This window comes from Nocardiopsis salina YIM 90010 (genome assembly GCF_000341025.1).
Taxonomy (GTDB): domain Bacteria; phylum Actinomycetota; class Actinomycetes; order Streptosporangiales; family Streptosporangiaceae; genus Nocardiopsis; species Nocardiopsis salina.
In genome coordinates, this window is the sequence record NZ_ANBF01000087.1 from 1 (window position 1) to 22,387 (window position 22,387).

General features: G+C 65.6%; 19 protein-coding genes and 3 pseudogenes. 13 read left to right on the forward strand and 9 right to left on the reverse strand.

All coding sequences use genetic code 11. The annotated features are described in order from the left end of the window. Positions 1 to 454, forward strand: a pseudogene (locus D474_RS32215) (cytochrome P450); the annotation flags it as partial. A gap of 16 nt (positions 455 to 470) precedes the next feature. Here D474_RS32215 and D474_RS0109680 read toward each other — a convergent pair. The 3 genes from D474_RS0109680 to D474_RS0109690 are packed head-to-tail and all read right to left on the reverse strand — an operon-like array spanning position 471 to position 3,273. Next, positions 471 to 1,115 (reverse strand): LutC/YkgG family protein, encoded by a 645-nt coding sequence (locus D474_RS0109680; RefSeq protein WP_026118335.1) that lies wholly within the window; start codon positions 1,113 to 1,115, stop codon positions 471 to 473. Beyond that, a complete protein-coding gene (locus tag D474_RS0109685; protein WP_017613383.1) occupies positions 1,112 to 2,539 on the reverse strand; it encodes a lactate utilization protein B in 1,428 nt (475 codons plus the stop codon). The genes D474_RS0109680 and D474_RS0109685 overlap by 4 nt, the downstream gene beginning before the upstream one ends. Then, positions 2,536 to 3,273, reverse strand: a complete 738-nt coding sequence (locus D474_RS0109690) for a (Fe-S)-binding protein (protein ID WP_017613384.1) — start codon at positions 3,271 to 3,273, stop codon at positions 2,536 to 2,538. The genes D474_RS0109685 and D474_RS0109690 overlap by 4 nt, the downstream gene beginning before the upstream one ends. Before the next feature lie 204 nt (positions 3,274 to 3,477). Between D474_RS0109690 and D474_RS28160 the strand changes: the two genes are divergently transcribed. Continuing rightward, positions 3,478 to 4,218, forward strand: a complete 741-nt coding sequence (locus tag D474_RS28160) for a FadR/GntR family transcriptional regulator (protein WP_017613385.1) — start codon at positions 3,478 to 3,480, stop codon at positions 4,216 to 4,218. Positions 4,219 to 4,231: 13 nt separating this feature from the next. Here the strand turns inward: D474_RS28160 and D474_RS0109700 are convergent, their stop codons facing one another. Continuing rightward, positions 4,232 to 4,540, reverse strand: a complete 309-nt coding sequence (locus D474_RS0109700; protein ID WP_017613386.1) for a hypothetical protein — start codon at positions 4,538 to 4,540, stop codon at positions 4,232 to 4,234. Between the two features lie 195 nt (positions 4,541 to 4,735). Here D474_RS0109700 and D474_RS0109705 point away from each other — a divergent pair, with 195 nt between their 5' ends. From D474_RS0109705 to D474_RS28165, 3 genes and pseudogenes are all read left to right on the forward strand, one after another. Beyond that, entirely contained in the window at positions 4,736 to 5,569 is an 834-nt protein-coding gene (locus D474_RS0109705; protein WP_017613387.1) for an ion transporter, read from the forward strand. A gap of 250 nt (positions 5,570 to 5,819) precedes the next feature. Next, positions 5,820 to 7,523: a glucose-6-phosphate isomerase gene (gene pgi / locus D474_RS0109710; RefSeq protein WP_017613388.1), complete on the forward strand. Its 1,704-nt coding sequence runs from the start codon at positions 5,820 to 5,822 to the stop codon at positions 7,521 to 7,523. 270 nt (positions 7,524 to 7,793) lie between these two features. Next, a pseudogene (locus D474_RS28165) lies at positions 7,794 to 8,984 on the forward strand (ATP-binding cassette domain-containing protein); the annotation flags it as partial. A 246-nt stretch (positions 8,985 to 9,230) separates the two neighbouring features. Here D474_RS28165 and D474_RS31675 read toward each other — a convergent pair. From D474_RS31675 to D474_RS0109730, 4 genes are all read right to left on the reverse strand, one after another. After that, positions 9,231 to 9,953: a hypothetical protein gene (locus tag D474_RS31675; RefSeq protein ID WP_152476713.1), complete on the reverse strand. Its 723-nt coding sequence runs from the start codon at positions 9,951 to 9,953 to the stop codon at positions 9,231 to 9,233. Then, positions 9,946 to 11,712, reverse strand: a complete 1,767-nt coding sequence (locus tag D474_RS31680; RefSeq protein ID WP_152476715.1) for a hypothetical protein — start codon at positions 11,710 to 11,712, stop codon at positions 9,946 to 9,948. The genes D474_RS31675 and D474_RS31680 overlap by 8 nt, the downstream gene beginning before the upstream one ends. Before the next feature lie 523 nt (positions 11,713 to 12,235). After that, complete coding sequence (locus D474_RS31685; protein WP_152476717.1) at positions 12,236 to 12,769, reverse strand: hypothetical protein; 534 nt, start codon at positions 12,767 to 12,769, stop codon at positions 12,236 to 12,238. A 343-nt stretch (positions 12,770 to 13,112) separates the two neighbouring features. Continuing rightward, positions 13,113 to 14,306, reverse strand: a complete 1,194-nt coding sequence (locus D474_RS0109730; protein ID WP_026118336.1) for a helix-turn-helix transcriptional regulator — start codon at positions 14,304 to 14,306, stop codon at positions 13,113 to 13,115. Positions 14,307 to 14,826: 520 nt separating this feature from the next. On the opposite strand from D474_RS0109730, the gene D474_RS0109740 reads away from it, so the two are divergent. The 7 genes from D474_RS0109740 (at position 14,827) to D474_RS0109770 (ending at position 20,206) form a co-directional block, all read left to right on the forward strand. Then, entirely contained in the window at positions 14,827 to 15,255 is a 429-nt protein-coding gene (locus D474_RS0109740; protein WP_017613394.1) for a hypothetical protein, read from the forward strand. 207 nt (positions 15,256 to 15,462) lie between these two features. After that, the gene (locus D474_RS31690; RefSeq protein WP_017613395.1) at positions 15,463 to 15,588 is read left to right on the forward strand and encodes an albusnodin family lasso peptide; all 126 of its coding nucleotides are present in this window, start codon (positions 15,463 to 15,465) and stop codon (positions 15,586 to 15,588) included. Positions 15,589 to 15,669: 81 nt separating this feature from the next. Then, entirely contained in the window at positions 15,670 to 17,265 is a 1,596-nt protein-coding gene (locus D474_RS30945) for an albusnodin/ikarugamycin family macrolactam cyclase (protein ID WP_152476719.1), read from the forward strand. Between the two features lie 67 nt (positions 17,266 to 17,332). Next, positions 17,333 to 17,869, forward strand: a complete 537-nt coding sequence (locus D474_RS32220) for a lasso peptide biosynthesis B2 protein (RefSeq protein WP_275040782.1) — start codon at positions 17,333 to 17,335, stop codon at positions 17,867 to 17,869. Next, complete coding sequence (locus D474_RS0109760) at positions 17,866 to 18,438, forward strand: GNAT family N-acetyltransferase (protein ID WP_017613398.1); 573 nt, start codon at positions 17,866 to 17,868, stop codon at positions 18,436 to 18,438. Before D474_RS32220 ends, D474_RS0109760 begins: the two co-directional genes overlap by 4 nt. Positions 18,439 to 19,085: 647 nt before the next feature. Next, positions 19,086 to 20,006: a replication-relaxation family protein gene (locus D474_RS28175; RefSeq protein ID WP_017613399.1), complete on the forward strand. Its 921-nt coding sequence runs from the start codon at positions 19,086 to 19,088 to the stop codon at positions 20,004 to 20,006. Continuing rightward, a complete protein-coding gene (locus D474_RS0109770) occupies positions 20,003 to 20,206 on the forward strand; it encodes a hypothetical protein (RefSeq protein ID WP_017613400.1) in 204 nt (67 codons plus the stop codon). Before D474_RS28175 ends, D474_RS0109770 begins: the two co-directional genes overlap by 4 nt. 58 nt (positions 20,207 to 20,264) lie before the next feature. On the opposite strand, the gene D474_RS0109775 is transcribed toward D474_RS0109770, so the two are convergent. Beyond that, complete coding sequence (locus D474_RS0109775) at positions 20,265 to 21,800, reverse strand: recombinase family protein (RefSeq protein ID WP_152476721.1); 1,536 nt, start codon at positions 21,798 to 21,800, stop codon at positions 20,265 to 20,267. A gap of 73 nt (positions 21,801 to 21,873) precedes the next feature. On the opposite strand from D474_RS0109775, the pseudogene D474_RS0109780 reads away from it, so the two are divergent. Further along, positions 21,874 to 22,337, forward strand: a pseudogene (locus D474_RS0109780) (ATP-binding cassette domain-containing protein); the annotation flags it as partial. Positions 22,338 to 22,387: the final 50 nt, after the last annotated feature.

Here is a 22,387-nt window from a genome sequence, read left to right on the forward strand (position 1 = left end):
GGGCGCGGGTGCACACCGCTGCCCGGCCACCGCAGTGGTGCGCGAACTCGTGCGTACTGCCATCGACACGGCCTTGGACCGCCTGCGCGGGCTCATGCTCTCCGTCGAGGCCGGGCACCTGCGACGCGGCCCCGACCCGGGTGTGTGCGGACCGGTCGAGCTCCCGGTGCGGTTCACCCCCACGGGCGAACCTGCGCCCGAACCCGCTCCCCAACCCGAACGCACCGGGGCCGTACGCCGGTGGGTGCGGCGCAAACGCAAACCGGTCCCGCGCGGGGCCCGCTACCAGGCACCGATGGCCGAGGACGGTGAACAGGGCGACACGACCGTGCCCGTGGCCCGCCCCCGACGCGCGGCACCGGCGGGCGCGGGCGCCCGCTACCGGGCGCCCTTCGCCCAGACCGAGCCGGAGCCGGACCCCTTGGAGCAGCTCCTGCGGGACTGGGGCCGCTGACCGCCGGGCCGGTCGGTCACCCGTCCGCGGCCACCACCAGGACCTCCAGTGTGCGGGGCCCGTGCACACCCTCGACGCGGTCCAGTTCGATGTCGCTGGTCGCCGAGGGGCCGCTGATCCAGGTCAGCGGACGGGTCGGCTCCAGCATCCGCACGGCCTCGGGCACCGCGTCCACGACCTGTTCGGCCCGGACCACACACAGGTGGTAGTCGGGCACCAGCGTCGTCGCACGCCGCCCCTGGTCGGGCTCGCCGTCGAGCACGATGGTTCCGGACTCCGCGACCGCCACCGCGCACCCGGTCACCGCCCCGTCGACACCGTCCAGCGCTTCCAACGGCAGCGGGTCCTCCCGGGAGTCGGGCACGCGCTCGACCCCGGTCTCGGCGAACCACCCATCGGGGGCGCCCGAGGGCACCACGACGCGCTGTGCCCCGCGCCTCTCCAACGCGGCGGCGACCTGCCCGGCCAGCTCCTCGGGCCGGACCCGGCGCACCAGCGCCTTGTAGTCGTCCAGCCGGTCCACGAGTACCTCCAGGGTGGGGCCCATGCCGTGGCTGTCCGCATAGGTGCGTTGCAGGGAACGCTCGGCGGGTTCGTCGGCGGGCACGTCCTGCAGGGCCGCGCGCACCCGGCCCAGCACACGCTCTCGTGCGGTCGTCAAGAGCGCTCCCCTCCTCGTTTCTTCCACCACCGGCGGAACGACTCCTCCGGGATCTCGGGCACCGAACGGGTGTCGGTCCAGTTCCCGGCCAGGCCCGGAAGGTGCTGGGGCACGGCCCCGCGCGCCAGGGAGGCGGCCCGCTGCGCTGCGTCCAGCGTGGCCGGGGACGACAGTGCGGCCTCCGCGCCGGCCATCATCGCCTTCTCACCCGTGTGCCCGGGCCCTTCCGCGACCTGTTCGCGCAGGTGCACCAGCACCTCGGGGATGTCGATGGCCACCGGGCACACCTCGTAACAAGCCCCGCACAGCGACGACGCGTACGGCAGGGCCTTGTCGACCTCCGAGGACATCCCCTGCAACTGGGGCGTGAGGATCGCGCCGATCGGGCCCGGATACACCGACCCGTAGGCGTGCCCGCCCGCACGTTCGTAGACCGGGCAGGCGTTGAGGCAGGCCGAGCAGCGGATGCACCGCAGCGCCTGGCGCCCCACCGTGTCTCCGAGCACGTCGGTGCGGCCGTTGTCCAACAGCACCAGGTGGAACTCCTGCGGCCCGTCTCCCGGGGTGATTCCGGTCCACATCGACGTGTAGGGGTTCATGCGCTCGCCGGTGGAGGAGCGCGGCAGCAGCTGCATGAACACCTCCAGGTCGTCGAAGGTCGGCACGATCTTCTCGATCCCGACCACGGAGATGAGCGTCTCGGGCAGCGTCAGGCACATGCGCCCGTTGCCCTCGGACTCCAGCACCACCAGTGTCCCGGAGTCGGCGACCACGAAGTTGGCTCCCGAGATCGCCGTGCGGGTGCTGAGGAACCGTTCGCGCAGGTGGACCCGGGCGGCCTCGGCGAGCGCACGCGGGTCGTCGGTCAGCCCCGGGGGAGCGGGAACGCCCCACTCGGCCATCTGCTGCAGGAAGATCTCCCGGATCTGGGCCCGCCCCAGGTGGATGGCGGGGACCAGGATGTGCGACGGGAGATCGTCGCCCAGCTGCACGATGAGCTCGGCCAGGTCGGTCTCGTAGGCGGTGATGCCGGCCCGCTCGAGCGCCTGGTTGAGCTCGATCTCCTGTGTGGCCATCGACTTGACCTTGACCACGTCGCTCTGCCCGGTCTCGTGCACCAGCCGGGTGACGATCTCGTTGGCCTCGGCAGCGTCGGAGGCCCAGTGCACCGTCCCGCCGGCCCGCTGCACCGAATCCTCGACCTGCTCCAGGTAGTGGTCCAGGTGGCGCAGGGTGTGTTCCTTGATCGCCGCGCCCTCGGAACGCAGCGCCGACCAGTCGTCGCCGAGCTCATCGACGACCTGGCCGCGCTTGTCGCGGATCGTGTGGGTGGCCTTGCGCAGGTTGTGGCGCAGTTGGGAGTCCTCGACGGCCGTGTGGGCGGCCTCGGGGAAGGGCGGGATGCCCAGGAACGTCGCACTCATCGGCGGGCCCCTTCCGTGGCTGGGGAGGCGGTCGGCGGGACGGCGGGAGCGCTCGTCTCGGTGTGGGCGAGGATCTCGGCGATGTGGGCGACGCGCATGCCCGAGCGCTGGCGCTCCAGGATCCCGCCCACGTGCATCAGGCAGGAGTTGTCGACCATGCACAGCACCTCGGCCCCGGTGTCGACGGCGTGGCGGGCCTTGTCCGCGCCCATGGCCGAGGACACGTCGCCGTTCTTGACCGAGAACGTGCCGCCGAACCCGCAGCACTCGGTGGCCTGTGCGACCTCCACCAGTTCGAGGCCGCGGACCGCGCGCAGCAGTCGGTGGGGCCGGTCGCCCAGCCCGAGCATGCGCAGCCCGTGGCAGGTGGGGTGATAGGCGACCCGGTGGGGGTAGTAGGCGCCCACGTCGGTCACGCCGAGCACGTCGACGAGGAGCTCGGTCAGGTCGTACACGCGCGGCGCCAGGTCGGCGACCTTGCGGGACAGGCGGCTGCCGCCNGAGGCGGAGGGGACCACCACCGCGTCGGCGTCGCCGAAGGTCTGCACGAAACGCACCGCCATCTTCGCGGCCGGGCGGCGGTAGCCGGTGTTGTAGTGCATCTGCCCGCAGCAGGTCTGCCCCTCCGGGAACACCACCTCGTGTCCCAGCCGCTCCAGCAGGTCCACCACGGCCCGCCCGGTTCCGGGGAACAGTGTGTCGTTGACACAGGTGATGAACAGTGCGATCCGCATGTCCCTCCTTCGTTCCACCCGTTGGTGGTCGGACCACTCTGGCACGCAGGTGAGGGAGGTGCAAGGTACCTGCTTTTCTCAGACAGATTCTGAGGTTTCACTGTGTGCAAGGGGAAAATTGGTATGATCTCTCAGGGAAGTGAGAAGCTGCCACGATGGGGCCCCGCCCCGGCCACCTGCCCGCCGACCACGCCTGGAGACCCCGTGACCGACCTCGACGCCCGGCGCACCCCTGTGACCCAGAGGGCCGTCGAGGAGATCAAGCGCCGGATCTCCGACGGTCGGTTCGGTCCCGGCGACCGCCTGCCCACCGAGCGCGACCTCGCCGCCGACCTGGGTGTCTCCCGTAGCTCCATGCGCGAGGCCATCCGTGCTCTCATCACCCTGGGTGTGCTGGAGTCGCGCCACGGAGCGGGGGTCTACGTCACGGCCCTACGCCCCTCGGACCTGTTGGAGACCTTCTCCGTCCTGGCCGAGGTCTCCCAGGGCGCCACTCTGCTGGAGGTCCTCCAGGTGCGCCGCATGCTCGAACCCGCCGCCACTGCCCTGGCCGCCGCCCGCGCCGATGACGCCCAGCTCGCCCACATCGGCACCCTGCTGGAGGACATCGACGGCGGGGACGGCACGGTCTCGGCCGACCTCGGCTTCCACCAGGCCATCGTCGCCGCCACCGGCAACGCCACCCTCGCCGCAGTCAACGACGGCCTCAGCTCCGCCAGCTTCCACACGCGCGTGTGGGCCGGGCACCGCCAGGCCGGGCTCACCGCCAAACTCCGCGAGGACCACCACCGCATCCACGAGGCCCTGCTCGCCCGGGACCCCGACGCAGCCCGCGCTGCCGCCACCGCGCACGTACTGCGCGTCGAGGACTGGCTGCGCACCGAGCTGCGGGGCCAGGCCGCACCAGGCGTCGAGAGTGCGGTCCGGGCCGACCGGGAACGGTAGCGGCCGGTCGGGCTCACTCCTGGCCGCGCACCCGGTCGGCGAACTCCTCTGCGCGCAGCAGCCGCGCCAGATCACCGCGGCGCGGCACCGGAGGGCGCTCCTCCTCCGGCTCGGGCGCGGGGTCGGGGACCTCACGCGGCAACTCGGCGTCTATGCCCAGCGACCCACGGTCCTCGATCTCGTCGATGCGGTGGTTCTCGGGCCGTTCTTCCAGGTACTCGGCCACCGCCGAGTCCTGGTCCGGTGCCCCGGCATCCATGACCGCGTCCACGTCGTCGATGTCCGTACGGCCGGGGTTCTCGGGATCGCGTCGTGCACTCACCGGCGCCCCCTCGCCATCGGTCCTACTACTGCATCATTCCCGGTCGGAGCGGTCGTTATCAGTCCTGGCGCGGGGCCTGACGCGCGCCTGCCAGTGCGGTGAATCGCACGCCCGGGGGCGAACCCGCACCACGGTGACCGGGGGTAAGCTTCGACCGCCGTCGAACCAATCGTCATGAACGGAATTCCACGAGCAGTGACCGTACGCGAAGGGGTCCGCAGGACCGTCGAGGCCTCCTGGTTCCAGTCCGTCGTCATCACGCTGATCCTCGTCAACGCCGTCATCCTCGGCTTGGAGACCTCGCCACGGATCATGGCCGAACACGGCGACAACCTGATGCGTGTCGACCGGGTCATCCTCGCCCTGTTCGTCACCGAGCTGGCGCTGCGGCTCTTCGCCCATCGCAGGCGCTTCTTCAAGGACCCCTGGAGCTGGTTCGACCTCATCGTCGTCGGTATCGCCCTGGTCCCGACCGGCGGCCCCTTCTCCGTGCTGCGTGTGCTCAGGGTGCTGCGCGTCCTGCGCCTGGTCACGGTCGTGCCCGCCCTGCGCCACGTCGTGGCAGGCCTCTTCCGCGCCCTGCCCGGCATGGCCTCCATCCTGGTGCTGGTCGTGCTGCTGCTCTACGTCTCGGCGGTCATCGGGACCAAGCTCTTCGGCGCCGACTCCCCGCAGCACTTCGGCGACCTCGGCACCTCGCTGTTCACGCTCTTCCAGATCTTCACCGCCGACGGCTGGGCCACCATCGCCGACGACGTCATGGCCCACCAGTCCTACGCGTGGATCTTCTTCGTCGTCTTCGTGCTGGTGTCCACGCTCATCGCCCTGAACCTCTTCATCGCGGTGGCGGTCGAGGCGCTCAACAAGACCGGCGACGACGAGCAGCCCAAGGCCGAACCGGTGCTCGGTCCCCGCAGTCCCCGGGGGCCGCGCGGGGACGACCACCAGGAACGCATCCTGGAGGAACTGCGTTCGCTGCGGACCGAGGTCGAAGCACTACGCAGCGAACGCGCTTCTGTGGAAAGCTAGGGTCTGTTCGGTGGGCGCCTTCCGTTGCTTCGACGAGTACTGCGCCGTCAGGCGTCCGTTCAGGGCGGTGGCGGGCGACGGGCGGGACAGTGGTGCTGTCGCAAGGCCGAAGAAGGAGTCGGACCGAGGGACGCGCCGTTGACCGATGAGAACGCAGCGAGAGTGCTGCTGGGGCGCCGCGCAGCAGGTAACCGGGTGCTCGCCGAACAGGCCCTGGGCGAGCCCACACCGTACGGACAGGAGCGACCGGATGTCCGCCAGCACACCCCTGCCCCGCGCCGAGGCCACCGGTGAGCGGGCCGAGGCCGCCATCGCACTGGACCGCCGCGACGAATGGAAGGCCCTGGGCGAGCACCGTTCCAGGTTCGACTCCACACGTCTGCGCGACCTCTTCGAATCCGACCCCGAACGCGTGGACCGCAACAGCCTGCGCGTGGGCGACCTGCACGTCGACCTGTCCAAGAACCTCGTCACCGACCGCACCTGGCAGCTGCTGGCCGACCTCGCCCGCGCGACCCGCGTCGCCGACCTGCGCGACGCCATGCTGCGCGGGGACCGCATCAACGTCACCGAGGACCGCGCGGTCCTGCACACCGCCCTGCGTGCCCCGAGCGAGGCCGTGATCCGCACCGACGGGCACGACGTCGTCCCCGAGGTCCACCGGGTCCTGGACCACATGGCCGGTTTCGCCGAACAGGTCCGCTCCCGCACATGGCTCGGGCGCACCGGACGTGCCGTCACGCGTGTGGTCAACATCGGCATCGGCGGATCCGACCTGGGCCCCGCCATGGCCTACGAGGCGCTGCGCCCCTACACCGACCGCGGGCTCGAGTTCCGGTTCGTCTCCAACGTCGACGGTGCCGACCTGCACGAGGCGCTCGTCGGCGCCGACCCCGCCACGACCCTGTTCGTGGTCGCCTCCAAGACCTTCACCACCCAGGAGACCATCGCCAACGCCACCGAGGCCAAGCGCTGGCTGCTGGACGCACTGGGCCACGAGGGCGACGACGAAGCCGTGGCCCGCCACTTCGTCGCGGTCTCCACCAACGCCGACGAGGTCTCCCGCTTCGGTATCGACACCTCCCACATGTTCGAGTTCTGGGACTGGGTGGGCGGACGATACTCCTACGACTCGGCGATCGGCCTCTCGCTCATGGTCGCCCTCGGGCCGGAACGCTTCCGCGAGATGCTCAGCGGGTTCCACCTCATGGACGAGCACTTCGCGACCGCGCCCCCCGAGACCAACCTGCCGTTCCTGCTGGGGATGCTGGGCGTCTGGTACGGCGGGTTCCACGACGCCCACAGTCACGCCGTGCTGCCCTACAGCCACCACATGGGGCGTTTCCCCGCCTACCTGCAGCAGCTCGACATGGAGTCCAACGGCAAGTCCGTCCAGCGCGACGGCCGGCCCGTGGGCTGGCACACCGGCCCCGTGGTCTGGGGCACCCCCGGAACCAACGGGCAGCACGCCTACTTCCAGCTCCTGCACCAGGGCACCCGCTTCGTGCCCGCCGACCTCATCGGGTTCGCCCGTCCCGGCCCCGACCTGCCCCACCACCTGCACGGCCAGCACGACCTGCTCATGGCCAACCTCTTCGCCCAGGGCCAGGCGCTGGCCTTCGGCCGCACCGCGGAGGAGGTCGCAGCCGAGGGGGTGCCGGCCCACCTGGTGCCGCACCGCACGTTCCCGGGCAACCGCCCCACCACCACGATCCTGGCCGAACAGCTCACCCCCGCCGTGCTCGGCCAGCTCGTCGCGCTCTACGAGCACAAGGTGTTCGTGCAGGGCGCCGTGTGGAACGTCAACTCCTTCGACCAGTGGGGGGTCCAGCTCGGCAAGGTGCTCGCCGAGCGTGTGGAACCCGCGCTCACCGACGGCGAGCAGGTTCCCGGCCTCGACGTCTCCACCGCCGCCCTCGTCGAGCAGTACCGGCGCATGCGCCACCGCGACTGAACTGCATCCCCGGGCGGGGCGTGCGCGAACACCTTTGCGCGGCCCGTCCGGGGCGGTTGATCTGAACACGTCATGCGCAACTGACATTGAGACCGACCGCCCGAGTGTGCGGGGCTCGCCGAAGGGGCTGGAGCCGACCCCGCTCGGGCCGCCACAGTTCTCAGCCCGTGGTGCGGTCTCGATGTCGGCGACACCCTCGCCCCAGCAGACCGCCGCCCACGGGCACCTGCGCATCGAGGCCCACCCCACGACGAAGGGTGGTCCCACACCGTGAATCCGCACACCACATCGACCCCCAGCGGCGCGGCCACGCTCAGCGCCCGCGACCTGTCCCGCGCCTACGGCACCCACGTGGTCCTGGACGGGATCGGCCTCGACGCGGCCCCCGGTCAGCGCCTGGGCGTGGTCGGGGAGAACGGTTCCGGAAAGTCCACGCTCCTGCGCCTGCTCGCCGGGGCCGAGGAGCCCGACTCCGGGAGTGTCGAACGCCCTGACGACACCGGGTTCCTGCACCAGGAACTGCCCTACGGTCCCGAGGCCACGCTCGGGGACGTCGTGGCAGACGCGCTCGTGCCCGCGCGCGAGGTCGAACAGCGCCTGACCCGCTGTGCCGAGGCGATGAACGACGGCCCCGGAGACGAACGAGTCCTGGCCGAGTACGCCGAGGTCCTGTCCGAGGCCGAGCGCCTCGAGGTCTGGGACGCCGACCGGCGCGCCGATCTCGTCGTGGCGGGCCTGGGCATCGACGGGCTGGGCGCCGACCGCACCGTGGAACGCATGTCCGGCGGCCAACGCGCCCGCCTGGCCCTGGCCGCCCTGCTCATCCGGCGTCCTCGTGCCCTGCTGTTGGACGAGCCCACCAACCACCTGGACGACGCTGCTCTGGAGTTCCTCGAGGGGTACCTGCGCGACCTGCCGAGCCTGGTGGTGCTGGCAAGCCACGACCGGGTCTTCCTGGACGCGGTCTGCACCGGTCTGGTCGACCTCGACCCCGCCGTGGACGGTCCCGTCTTCTACGGCGGTGCCTACTCCTACTACCTGCACGAGAAGAAGCTCGAGCGGGAGCGGTGGGAACGGCGCCACCAGGACGAGCAGGAACGGCTGAAGGCACTGCGGGAGTCCGTACGCACCACTGCGCGCAAGGTGGGACACAACCGTCCACCCAGGGACAACGAGAAGATGAGCTACGACGCCTCCGGGGAGCGGGTGGCCCAGCAGGTCTCGCGGCGGGTGCGCGACGCACGCGGGCGCCTGGAGGCGCTCGAACGCGACCAGGTGCGCAGACCTCCGCGCAGGCTCTCCTTCTCCGGACACCTGACCGCCCGGCCCGGAGCCGCAGGCGGCCAGGCGCTGATGCTCCGGGACGTGGAGCTGCCCGGTCGGCTGCGCTTGTCCCACCTGGATGTGCCCGCGGACGGGCGGCTGCTCGTGACCGGGCCGAACGGGGCCGGGAAGCCCACAAACAGTTTGTGACGTCAATGTTATGCAGGCAGGCATGTGGCTGATGCGACTTGGCCACCTGTATCCAGTGCCTTCGCGACGTGATCAGCCCCTGGGTCGAACTGGGGCATAGACGTCTGGGACGCATTGCTATGCACTAGCTCTAAGTGACACGCCATCAGTGGTCCGTGGCCCCGCTCGGCATCGCCAAGTCCTGTTCAGAGGTCTTGGCTGAACCCCGGTGCGGAGCCGCCGCTCCGCAGGGGCCTACCAGCCAAGATCGGAACGCAGCCGCTCCACCATGTCATGCCGCTCGTACCGTTTGAAGATGATCATCAGAACCTCTAGGGAATCTCGCTTCTCCTCATGGCTGAGGTCATTGATGAATTCAAGAAGAACTTTCGCAATCAAGGACCAAGATTGATTCGCGCCATGAAAGGTCAATCTGTTGATTAATGTTTCGATGTCCTCCAGGGTCTGACTATTCAGGCTCTGGGGGTCATTCATGAAACTATAAGCCAAAGCCATGCCAGGATCTTCGAGTACTTTTCGACGAAAATTAGCTATAAGTCTAAATTGGTCTTCTTGCTCCCTTTCGTCTTCTAATCTCTTAAGGCGGCTCTTCTCGAGCTCAAGCGCAGAAGCAAGCGAATCTGGGGATATATCCATACGCCCGCGCCCCCAGATGTGGCGCACACCGCCTTGCGCGAGGTCCCTCTCCATGCCCAGCGAATAATTGATCTTGTCTTCGACAGACTGGAAATCCTTGAGCGATTCGCCCTTGCAAAGTTTTTGTGCGCGATCTCGAACAAAACTGCGGACGACTGCCTCTGGGTTATAATGGCGCTGTGTACCACTGGAGGGTCTCCAAAGTGCTCGGATCTCCATCCGAAAGAACAGCCCAGGATCGATGCTTCGCAGATCGGATGCGACGAATAGCAGTTCCTGATTTCTGCGCTTCTCTCGCCACTCTCGAAGGATTTTAATCATAGGTCTTGTCGGCCGCAGGGGCAGCCTCCAAATGCCGGATTGGATCCAGCCCGGACGCTCGCTCGATAATGCGGTCCCTGACGCCTGCTCGGTCGTCGCTCACACTTGCGGGTGCCCAAACAAAGAGCATCCTGGTCAGGGCGGAAATTCTATTTCCTGTAACTTGCCCACTTGAGGCCGACGAACGGATTGATTCCTCGATTATCCTTGTGCATACCGCCTCGTCGATATTAGATATCAGAGCATTGCTCATCCACAAAGCGAAGGCCGTATCGATGTTCGTACGCCTTGGCTTCTTTTCTAGGGCTGCCTTCCAACCGGCGGCATAGAAGGACCATTCTCCAGTCTGTGCATCTTGAGAGTTTGCAGCCGTCCTGAATCCGTTCGTCACGCGAGCGATTGCAATAAAAGAACTGAGCCCTACTTCTCGACGGCTTGGATCATTTCCGGTGAGCCACTGCGTGATCGTATCCCGAATTCTGGGGCGAGTATGTTCCGCGCTCCAAAGTGTCTCGAAAGACTTCAACGACGCTTCTTTTACCTGCTGGTCAGGTGATTCTACCAAGTGGCCCAGTCGATAGATCATGACCCTGTCAAAGACGGTTCCAAGCGGCCCGCCGCAGGCATGAGCGATTACTGATTGCAGATGCACGTCATTCGTGTTAGTGCTTTTAGACCATGTCAACATTTTATCTCGAACTTGTCTTCCAATTTCAGGATCAAAGGCTGCGGCGGTCAGTAGGTCTTGTGCGCTATGCCTTAGGTTCTCATTGCTGGACCAAGCGAATAGTATCTTCTCCAGATCACCGATGTCGCGGCGCTGGGAGGACCATCGAAGAATGTAGTCACCCATGCGTTCAAATGTCTCGGAGTCGTAATTCCCACCCTTGTTCTTTGAGGTGTCGACCAGCCAGTTGATGAACTTTGGCCTAAGGTGCATACGATCCACCCAGAAGTACTCGATAATGGATCGAGCGTATCCGGATTTTGGAAAAGTAAGATAGTCTCCGTTCTTCAGAACTGCCTCTGAGATATCGACTAGCTCATAAATCCCTGGGCCACCCTGGCCGATGTCTTTCTCTTCTTGATCTTCACTTAGGAAGGAAGAAATATTCTGTGATTCACTATAGATTTCACCCGCTCGGCAACCGTCTAGTACTGCGGCAGCAAGAATGAAGTTGCGGCAATGCGGGGACTGGTTGGTTTTGTGCCATTTTAGGAGATCTTCAAGCCAGTTCCTTCTCGCCTGAACAGCATTCTCTACGCTCTCCGTGGGGAGTTCTATGTAATCAGATTCTTTCAGGGCGATAGAGTGTTCGTTTCGTATGTCGCTGGACCAGTCCACAATTTCCACTGGTGTCAGGCCAGAAAGCTCCTTTGTTATCTCCGAGTTGTTCGACCAGAGGTGTGCGTGATGTTGCTTTAGGGGCGACGTTCCAGATTGTAGGTGCCTAATCAGAACTTCCTTCGGCGGGGGCTCGGTGAGGGACGATTCAAGCTCCCGGCCTCCATTGCCAATCTTCTCCCAGAGGTCGGTTCGCGCAATAACGACGAGATAGGATCCAGCCTGCTTTAGGGCAGTCTTGGTTTCTTCATCTGCGATCGAACGGCCGAAGTCGATGGCTAGATCGGCATCTTCGCTCCGCAGGTCTAGTATCCAACCCGCTTGACGATCGCTCAATATATCGCTTACGTTGAATGGTTCCGTGGGCTCCCTGCGGACCTCGCGAAGTCGAATGTCGCTCAGTTGGTCAAGCAACCAAATCGCGGCGGTGTGGCGGCCTATTCCTCGAGCTCCAGTAAGAACGATAACTCGGTGAGACTTGAGAATCTCTAGGCACGACTCCGCTTGTGGATGTTGCACATAGACTGAAACACATTCGCTTACATAGCTATCTGATAGCTTGTGAGAGTCTAGGAGCCTACGCACTGTCTGGTTAAGTACTCCAATTACATCTCCATGGTTATCTCCTTCGATCTCTTGCGTGATTGAATTAGGGGGTCGGCGTATCCGTGGTCATCCTTTTTTGGTTGATTCTCGCTTCTATATTCCCGGCCCGTTTCGGCGGTCCCATTTGGGTCTTGGGTATTTTGTGTATTGGATGATACATCAATTGGAGACTCAAGAGCAGTCGAGTCGCTCACTTGGGGCCGAGGGGCCTCATTGTAAGGCTCGGGCAGTATAATCCTATTATCGCGGCTTCCTGTGCTGGAGTGGTTGTCATCGTACATGTTTTCTCCTTCTTCGAGAGTTGGCATCTATGAAATCTGAAACAGTCCTCTCATTCCATTTTCTTGAATTTTGCACCGATTATTTTTGCGCCTTTGTTCACGTTCTTCACGGTTTGGTTTACATGGGCATGCGCAGTCCCTTGAAATTCGTCCGCCTCTACTCCCGTCACTTCTCCTGATACGCGATCCATCTTCTGATCCACCACTGCCTGTGGTGTCGAAGCATGTTCCTCGCCAAAGGCGAACCTGTGATTGTGGACGGTTTCAAGTTCGTCTCGCAGTCGCCCCAGGGAACGCAGCAGCTGTTCATTATCTGATCTAATCAGCTCTGGATTGTTTGCGTACACCCCCAATGCGTCATCCAGGACTCTCAGTAGGTTCATTCGCTCATCGGTCAGAGCAGACTCGTCTACTTTGAGAGATGCGACATCTATCGAAGAACTCTCTGCGGACCTTTCGATATCCTTGCGTTCACTTGGAGAGAGTTTTCGATCCAATACGACTGCCAACCTCCCATAGAGAAAAGTGAAAGCCTGAGTCAGTGCGGACGTTGCGAGTGCAGGGAAACTGAGTTCATCGGACATCGCTGCGTTCTCCTAGTTCTTCTGAGGGGTCATGCGACACGGTCTAAATTAGCGCATCTTGACTAGTCTAAAAATGTTCTTTCGCCTGTATGGCCGCATGCGGCCACCGGTGAACCGGAGGACGGAAGACCAGTTTGTCTCTTCGTCAAGTGGGTAGACGGGGGCTTCTCTAATATTGGATTCAATTCGACCAGCCACCTCGCACCCACGCATCGGGGGTCTTAAAGCGCCGCTTGCGGATCTTCCAGACTGGCGTGGAAAAGCCCCAAAAGTAGAAAACCTACAATCAGTTTGTGACTCTGTTGTTAGGTGCAGGTCGTAGGTTCCTTCGGGTTTCTCCGCCCTACGCTGCGTCCAAGACTTCCCGCACTTCGGGCACGTCTCGGAAGGGCCTCAGGGATGCGCGCACGACCTGGGCTCGCTCGCTTGTGCGGTCGCTGCCAAGGTCCTCCGACATCTCCAACATCCGCCGTGCCACGTGTGCCGCCTGCTCAGGCTCGTTGGCGTCGGTGTAGGCCACAGCCAACCACGACAGGTAGAGCGCCATCTCTCGTGTATGCGTCGCGTCGTAGTGGGACAGCACGTCGTTGAGCAGTGGTACCGCTCGCAGCGGACGCCGGAGCTCCGTGTAGGCGCGCGCCTCCATGACCTGGAGTTCTCCGGCGTCCACCCAGTAGAGCCACGTCGGTTCGTCCTCTTCGCCGTGCTGGGACAAGGCTTCCTCTGCCTCGCCGAGCGCGAGCATGGTCGCGCGCGCGTCGCCTGCTTTGGTGCGGGCCCATGCCACCCGATCCCAGAACAGCGCGCGGGCGCGGGGCGGTGCCTGCGTGCCTGCTTCTGCTAGGGCGGCTTCGGCGAGCGCTACCCCGTCGGACACCCTGCCGATGTTCGACCATTGGTAGGCGAGGCATCCGGCGAGTTGTCCGGCCAGGGTTCCATCCCCGGCCTCCCGGGCGGCCGACAGCCCGAGGCGATACGTGCGCTCTGCCTTGTCGTGCTGGCCGGCGTCGGAAGCGATCCACCCGGCAATCTGTGCGAACTCACCTACGGCCGTTCGCAGGGACCTGCCCACAGCTTCCGTGTGTGTGCTCTCCCGGAGGAGTTGCACGGCAGAGTCCAGTTCACGGAACGCGGGAACGATCAGATCTTGCCCCGCTATGACGTCGTCGGCCAGCCTGAGCGCGTGCACGCGAGCGTGGAGGCGTTCCGCCGCTGTCCTGCCAACGTGGCGCCCTTGATGCGCTGATAGCTCCACTTCGGGTCGCTCTCCGGGCAGGAGCTCAGCGAGGGTCGGTGACGGCGCATCGGATGTGGCGAGGGCGCGTTCAAGCTCGTCTCGGTCCACAGCGAAGACGGTCGCGATGAAGGGCAGCCAGAACTTCGGTGCGCGGAGCCCACGCTCCCAGCGGTACACCTCCTGCCGGGTCACCGTGGCTCGGCCGGATACTTCGCATAGTGCTTCGGCAAGTCGCTGTTGCGACCAACCTCGCGACTTGCGATGCCGCTTGAGCATCTGGGGGAAGGTCTCGGGAGCCATGTCTCCATGGTGGCCTACAAATTGGCCTACAGGTAGGCCGATCCAGGATCAGTTGGCGCGGACAACAGTGGTTCTACGACAGACCCCGGCGAGTGCTGGCGGGCACTCCCGGGGCGTGGCCAACGCTGACTTGGAGCGCTGACATGAGAGACCATATCGCCGGATTGCTCAGGCAGATCACACGCACCATGTCCCCGCCGGGAGGCCGCCACCGACGCCGGACGCACACCTGCCCGAGCCTGTCCTCAGCACAGCAGTACGAGGGGCTCACGGCCCTTCTCGCTCTGGCAGAACCGGTCCCAACGCGCGCACCGCGCCCCTCCCGGCTTCGGCTCCGTCGTGCGCCGATCGCGCTGACACCCCCGACCGCACCCATCCTGATGGACGGCGCAGACTCACGCCGGTACCGGCTCGTCCGGCCCTCCTACGAGGACTGGGAGCGCCAGCATTCGCAGCATCTCGGGGAATGGGGGGAGCTGGCGGATCTCGTCCGTGTGGCGCTTTCCATGGGGATCGGCCGGTGATCTTCATGGAATACCGAGAACTGAGCAGCAAAGACGACCTGGACAGCTGGGCGCGCACCCGTGGTGTGCGTGTGCACATCGCAGATGAGACCTGGGAGTCCATCACCTACGCCGCGACCGCACCAACGAAGGACGGTGCCTGTGAGCAGTGTCGCTACCGCCAACGCTTCCCCCTCTCGTTGGCCCTGCGCCGTCGTGAACGCACGTTCATCGTGGATCTGTGCCACTCGGTAGGCGGGGCCGAATGCCACCACGTGCGCCCGGTCATTGCCGGTCTGAGTACTGCATCGGAGGCCGAAGCCAAGCGGCAAGCCGTCGTAGTGGCCAGTGCCAAGGTGCAGATGCAGCGGCAGGAGGTCTGCGGCGCCAAAGCCGAGAACATGACCGCCTGCACAGTGCAGCCCGCCGTCTCATGGAAGGGCTGAGACCACCGGGGCGGATCACCGGGCACCCACCTTCAACCCGAACGTGTGATTGAGCTGCGGACGTCTCCGCACACGAGCGCGCCACGTGTGCGTTCCCGCTATGGTCCGCATCGCTCGGAATGAATTGCCAAGCCCCGCACACCATCCGGTGTGCGGAATTCCGGCCCTGACCAGGGTTGGACTACTGCAAGTGAAAGGAACCAACGTATGCAGATGGCTTCTCCCTCGGCCGTGGAGTCCGAGGAGATGGTTGTCGATCTGGGTGACGCAGCCGACCTGACCCTCGGTGAGGGCCAGTCGGAAAACGAGGACAAGCGCAAGATCTACAACTAGCCGCTTCACTGATCACCGCAGAAGGGGTGCCCTCTCACGGGAGGGGGTGCCCCTTCGACCTTCGACAGGAGAAGGAAAGACGTGTTCGGAGGAACCAACCACCCGTCCCACAACAGAATCCCTCTGGGAGCACGACCCGTTCCGGGGGTTCCCTCGACATGGATGGACGACACAGAAGATCCGCCCCTGATGGCCGCAACAGAGACCGGAACTCTTGTCGTCGCAGGATTGTGTGCGGCCACACGCGAAGAGGTATCCCATGCGGTCCGCTCAGGTGTTCCCGATGATGTGGCATGGCGTTGGCCCGGCGCCTACATCGTCGTCCACGTCGAGAAAAAACACGTCACCCTGTGGACTAGCCTGGGTGCGCTTCCTGTCTATGTTCACCGCGTCCACGGTTACCTGTACTGGTCGACCAGCGCTCGGTTTCTGGCCTCCCTGGCCGGATCACTGGAATTGGGCATGGAAGAAGTAGCCAGATTTATCGACGGTTGCCCGATTACACATTCCCTATTCACGAATGTGGAACGACTGCCCGTGGGGCACCGCATCCGCATGTACCAAGAATCATGGTCGGCGACCCCGGTATGGAAACCTCGCCGCTCGCCTGTCCCCACGGCGCTGCGGCTTCGTCGGGCTCTGGAACAGGCTGTAGCCGCCCGCGTCGACCGATTTCCCACCCCTACGTGTGACTTCTCCGGAGGGCTCGACTCCACGACCCTGGGCCTTCTGGCCGCGCGCCGCCTGCACTCGCAGGAGCGCACCATCACGGCGACGACGCTCCACCCGAAGGGGATCACGACGGGCGGGGATCTGAGCTATGCACGCGAAGCCTTCCACACACCCGGTTTGGCCCATGCGTGGATTGGTCGCGACCACACCCACGCGCCCTACGGCGATCTGGCTTTGGTACCCACCGATGAGCCGCCCGTGAGCACGGTCTCTCTACCGAGCTTCCGTGATCACCTGCGATGGTTGGCTAACCACGGTTCCGGCGTCCATATGACGGGGGACGGGGGTGATGCTCTGCTGCTGACCCCTGCGGCGCACTTCTCGGAGATGGTCCGCGCGCGCCCTCTGAAAACCTTGGGAGCGGCCTCACGCTTTGCTCAGGTACGACATATGTCCCTGTGGCAGGCGTTCGGCCACGGCCGCAAAGTCCCACCCGCTGGCACCAGGTTGGAGCTGCCGAGCCGGACCCACCACACGATGGCCGCGACCCTGATCGACAGTGCGCGATCCGCGCGTGCTGATGTGGAGTTGGCCGCTGCCGTCGGGGTGCGCCTGGACAACCCGTTCTTCGACGCGCACGTCATCGATGCATACCTGTCGATGGGTGTGCGGGAGATGCCCGAGCCCGCCCGGTACAAGCCCGCACTCAAAGAGGCCATGGCCGACCTTCTGCCCCCGGCGTTGCTACGCAGGACGACCAAGGCCACCACCAGCGCCGACCACTATGACGGACTGCGCCGTGCCCTGCCACAGATCACGGAACTCGTTGACGGACACCTCGCCACACTGGGACTGATCGACCCCCGGGCCGTACAGGGTCGGTTGGGTGCGCTCGCGGTGGGCGCGGATGACCTGGGACCGGTTGAGCGCATCGTCTCCTTCGAGGCGTGGTGGAACGCGCTCACCCCGGTTGCCTGGAGGGAGACGGCTCATGGGCACACGTGAGCGTGCATGTCTGCTGGATCTGGGGTGGTTGTTGGTCGTGGACTACGAGAGCGGTCGGACCCGACTCATGTCCCCGACGGCGGCTCACACGTGGGCGCGCACCAGATCGGTACCTGCGGTTGAGCGGGTGGGGTGGTCACCGTCGCTGAGTACCCACGAGGTGCCGTTGGAAGGCGAGCCCTCACCGCGGGCCGGTGGGCGTGCCTTGATCACTGCGGCCCTGGGAGTGGTGCTGATGGTGATCGCTGCCAACGTGGGGGCGCGAAGGAAGCGGATGCGTCGGATGCTGGCCCTGCTGCGCTGGGCCTCCGCCTTGGCGCGGGATGGAGCTTCCATTCCGGAGGCTACCGAGGCCGTGAATGCGGTGCGGCGCTTCGGTTTTCTGCCCTGGCGCATGGCTTGCCTGGAAACATCGGTGGCCACGGTCATTGCCCTGGCCCTGCGGGGGCGGTCGGTGACCTGGCACCACGGGGTGCGCTGCGATCCGCTCGTGTTGCACGCCTGGGTCTCGGTCAACGGCATCCCGGTGGCCGAACCGTTGAGCACTCTGCGATGCACCACCCTTCTGACCATTGCTTCCAAGACGGATGAGGAACACCCATGAGTGAGGACACCCCGTGGATCTGGCTGCGCGGCGACGTCGCCGGACTCGGACCGATCCGAGACGATCTTCTGGAAACGTACTGGCGATTGGACCAGCAGATCAGCACCATCGTTGGTTACAACCGGCAGAGTCCGCAGCCCTTGCGCACCACCCGAGCGATCTTGATCGACGGTGGGAGCAGTGACGAGCCTCGATTCACCATCTACGACCTGACGCAGGCCGCCCCCGTCCCGGTAGGGGTCGCCAAGCTCGCCATGGACACCGCTCGGAGCAACGCCGAGTACATCGTCTCGATGGACCCGGAGCACCACGGGCGCGGGATCGGAACCGAGGCGACCCGCCTGGTGTTGGACTGGGCCTTTCACGTGGCGAACATGGCCTGTGTGTGGCTCACCGTGCTCGAACCCAACGCCGGGGCAATCCGCGCTTACGAGAAGGCGGGCTTTTCGCGGCAGGGCATTCGCCGCGACTCCAGCATGTGGCTCGGACAGAGGGTCAACGAGGTGTACATGGACGCCGTCCCGGCAGAGTTCCCGGGGCCGTCGATGGTCAAGCAAAAGTTCCAGTGATCGCCCTGGCGTTGAAGTATCGACCGGCGTGGTGATCTGGTCGGCGAAACACTCAAGGGTGGTGGGTTGCGTACGCAGCCCACCACCCTCTTTGTGTGCGCAGGTGGTCTCCGTTCGCAGCGCTGGTTCGCAACCAAGAGGCGAAGCGGCCCGCGCACACGACGTGTCTTGAGGTCCGGGGCTCGTACTTCTTCGTTGAACCCGCCTCTCGCAGCTCAGAGTCGGGCCCTCGACATCCATGGCTGATGTGGGTCGGTCGCGACGCTCGGCACGATCGAGTGATCCGTCGCTTCGGGGTGAGCGCTTTCGGGGCTCTCGATCCCCTGGATAGAGAGAGCCCCCGTAGCAGGGGTGGTGACATTCCTGCTCACCCGTCCGGGTGAGCGTAATCGGGGGTCTCGGCGCCATGGGTGGATAGGACCTCGATTCGCAAGGCAGGTGATGAACCCGGTGTCGCCTTCGTCGGCAAGCCACCATCCACGACTGAAACAGCTTCTTCGGTCAGCCGACCGGTCAGAGGTTCCCTCTGAGCCCGGGTTGGCGGTTCTGATCCGCTGGAGCCTGCTCACGCCCCGGCCCAGCGCAGCCCATACGCAGCCTCAGCCGATGATGTCCGCGACTTTCCTCCGTGAAGGAGGAGATACCAAATGATGCGGAGGAGCCCCCGGCGGGGCCATGCCGGCACAGAGCTGCTGCGGCTGGCACAACGGCTCACCGACCGCGACCGCTACATCCTCTCCCTCGTGGAACAGCACCGTGTGCTGACCACACCACAGATCACCCAAGCCTGTTTCGACCACCAGCACACAGCGGCCCAACGCTTGCGGGTGCTCGCTGGTCTGGGATTGCTGGCGCGTTTTCGTCCGCGGTTGGATCGCGGGTCGGCGCCCTGGCACTACGTGTTGGACAGCTACGGAGCGATGGTTCTGGCTGTGGAGCGCGGCCAGGACGCCGACCAACACCGGGTGCGCAGGGATCGGCAACTGGCGTTGGCTTCCAGCTCCCAACTGGGCCACCGGCTCGGCGCAGCTGGCTTCTTCACCGCGTTGATCGCCCATGCGCGCCGCAGTGAGGGCACCGCCGAACTGGTGGACAGCCACAACGAAGCCGCCCTCGACGATTGGGTGTCCAGCCTTGGTTGTCGCTCTATGGTCCGTCCGGACGGTGGCGGGCACTGGCGCGAGCACGGGCGCGCAACCGTCTTCGTGCTGGAGTGGGACACCGGCACCGAACCCCACCGGCGCCTGCAAAGCAAGCTGGAACGCTACGCCGCCTTCTATGCCGAGCTACGCAGCCTCATCGCCGGGGGCTGGAACGAGACGGTGCCGTGGGTGCTGTTCTCCTTCCCCGGCCACCAACGCGAGCTACAGGCCCGCAAAGCCCTGAGCGCCTACCCAGGGGCCCGTGACGTGCCCGTGGCCACCACGTGCCTGGTGGGCGACCAGAACCCCGCAGAACGCGTGTGGAGCGTTCTGCGTGACGGCGTGGCCTTCCGTCGCCGTCTCGGTGAGTTGGCCACACCAGGACAGGAAGCACCCGATGCGGAAGGAGAACGTCCGAGGCGGTGACGAGCGAACCCCGACACAGCGACCGCGAGGAAAGGACCCAGACCCAGAGCCCCGGTGACCGGGACGCCGACGCCATGGCGGAGCGATCCCAGCGAGAACGCGAAATCCAGCAGTGGGCAGAGCGGGTGGTCGATGCAATGCCGCCCCTGACCCCAGAACAGCGCGAACGCCTTGCCCTGCTGCTACGCACCACACGCTAACCACACGCAGGGCCGGGGTGAAGAACCCCGGCCCTGCCACTGCCGACTGCCGTGCCGCTCACCCGGCACCGGCATCCGTCGCGGTCGGATCAACGCGGTCGATACGGATACGGTCACTGCTGAAACGCCCCCCACGCCCGATCGGCAACAGCGTGATGGTGATTGGCAACAGCTTCAGGATCTCGCGCTTGCGCCCCAGCGGCAGACTGCGCCACAGGCGGCGGGCGTCGGTGGTGTAGGCGAACTCCGCCAACGGGCTCTGCGCGGCGCTGTCGGCCAGCTCGGCGCGGATCGCGCCCATGCGTTGCTCCAGCGTGGCCGTGATGGTCTCCAACTGCGTACCGTCGATACTTCCAGCGGCGAACCGTTGAGCGGCATCGACCTTGCGCTCATCCAGGATCCGCAGTTCCTCGCGCAGCGCACCCACGTCCACCTCGCGTGCGCCCGGGATCAGATCGGCCGCGTCAGCGCGCGAGAGCCGTGCGACCACGATCTCTTGTACGTGCTCGTCGACCATCGTGACCGGGTGCTGGGAGTGGTTCCTAGCGTGGCAGCGGTAGCAGGGCGTGCCCCGGGAGTTGTTGCGCACACTCACGCGCGCGCCGTCATCGCACACACCGCACCGGTAGATCAGCGACCCCAGCCACTTGGGGGTGTTGCCCGGCGTGTTCTTGCGTGCCGGGTTGGAGAACAAGGTGATCAGCGCTTGGCGCTTGTCTTCGTCGATGATGGGCTCATAGGCGTAGCGCCTGACGATGCGCCCGTGGTGGACGCGGTGGCCCGAGGTGCGGGGGCTGGTCAGGATCTGGCGCAGCGTCGCGGAGTTCCAACCGCCGTGGCGGCTCTGCTTACCGTTGCGTCTGAGCGAGCGGCCGTCGGTTTGGCTAACCGTCGGCACTTGGCGCTTGGCCAGATCACGGAGTACTTGAGCCAGGGGGACCCCGGCCAGGATGTCGTCGGCCCACGAGCGGATCTCGGCTGCTTCGGTGGGGTTGTGCTGGCTCATGTGCAGCACGGGGCGTTCTTCGTAGACGCGCTCCATGGCCGGTGCCTTGGGGTTGGTGCAGACCGAACGCACCCGCCCGGTGTCCACACCCCACCCGTAGGGGCGTACGCCCCCGCCGAAGTCGCCATTACGGGCTTGGCGCTTGCGTGCCAAGGCGATGCGATCGCCGCGTTCGTCGGACTCGCCCTGGCTCTTGAGCGTGTCGGACAAGAAGTCCTGGCGCCCGGCCGAACGGTTCAGGTTGTATTCGCCGCCCTTAGCGACCGAGAACAGGCGTACGCCGTGCGTACGCACCAGGCGCAAGAACTGGCTGGCCTGTTCGATGTCGCGGTGCAGCCGGTTCGCGTGCCAGAACGTCACCGACGCGATGGCTCCGCGTTCGATGTCGCGGCACAGCCGCTCGTACTCGGGGCGCTGCACGCCGCTGTAGGCAGAGACGTCGTTGTCGACGTAGCTGGCTGTGATCTCGCGGTCGAAGTCCTGGGCAAGCTCCACGTTCTCCTCATGCTGGGAGCCTTCCCCTTCGCCTCCGTGCGCACGGTCCATGGAGACCCGGCAGTAGTCCACATCCGCCTGCTCACCTGCCACCACGGTTCCTCCTCTCTGTCGCCCGCGTACCTTCCACGGTAGGAGCGGGGAGAGTCATAAACCAGTAGTCGCGAAGTCCACGCTCCTGTACACGCTGGCACGCCGCCTCACCCCGGCCTCCGGAAGGGTGAGCTGGGCGCGTTGCCACCGTCGCCCTGCTGGAACAGGAGGTGGAGTTCACCGATCCCGAACGCACACCGCGCTCGCTGTACGAGGCGCTCAACGCCGAGCGTCCCGATGCCACCGCGGCTCGTGGAGCTCGGGCTGGTCGCCCCGCCCGACCAGGACCGCCCGGTGGGCCTGCTCAGCGTGGGGCAGCGCCGCCGTCTGGCGCTGGCCATGCTCGTGGGCCGTGCGCCCGACGTCCTTCTGCTGGACGAGCCGACCAACCACCTGTCGCTGTCCCTGTCCGAGGAACTGGAGGAGGCCCTGGGGACAGCGCCCGGTGCGGTCGTGGTCGCCTCGCACGACCGGTGGCTGCGCCGCAACTGGGCAGGGGAGGAATTGCGCCTGGTCGGCGGCGCCGCCGACCGCTGACCGGTGCCGGCGCGGTCACTGGAAACCCCCTGTACGCCTCGTGCAAACTC

Excerpts from the sequence above, each read along its gene's own strand:
- D474_RS0109685 (WP_017613383.1), bottom strand. The coding sequence starts at position 2,539 with ATGAGTGCGACGTTCCTGGGCATCCCGCCCTTCCCCGAGGCCGCCCAC.
- pgi (WP_017613388.1), top strand. The coding sequence starts at position 5,820 with ATGTCCGCCAGCACACCCCTGCCCCGCGCCGAGGCCACCGGTGAGCGG.
- D474_RS31675 (WP_152476713.1), bottom strand. The coding sequence starts at position 9,953 with ATGATTAAAATCCTTCGAGAGTGGCGAGAGAAGCGCAGAAATCAGGAA.
- D474_RS31685 (WP_152476717.1), bottom strand. The coding sequence starts at position 12,769 with ATGTCCGATGAACTCAGTTTCCCTGCACTCGCAACGTCCGCACTGACT.
- D474_RS0109730 (WP_026118336.1), bottom strand. The coding sequence starts at position 14,306 with ATGGCTCCCGAGACCTTCCCCCAGATGCTCAAGCGGCATCGCAAGTCG.
- D474_RS31690 (WP_017613395.1), top strand. The coding sequence starts at position 15,463 with ATGCAGATGGCTTCTCCCTCGGCCGTGGAGTCCGAGGAGATGGTTGTC.
- D474_RS32220 (WP_275040782.1), top strand. The coding sequence starts at position 17,333 with ATGTCCCCGACGGCGGCTCACACGTGGGCGCGCACCAGATCGGTACCT.
- D474_RS0109760 (WP_017613398.1), top strand. The coding sequence starts at position 17,866 with ATGAGTGAGGACACCCCGTGGATCTGGCTGCGCGGCGACGTCGCCGGA.
- D474_RS28175 (WP_017613399.1), top strand. The coding sequence starts at position 19,086 with ATGATGCGGAGGAGCCCCCGGCGGGGCCATGCCGGCACAGAGCTGCTG.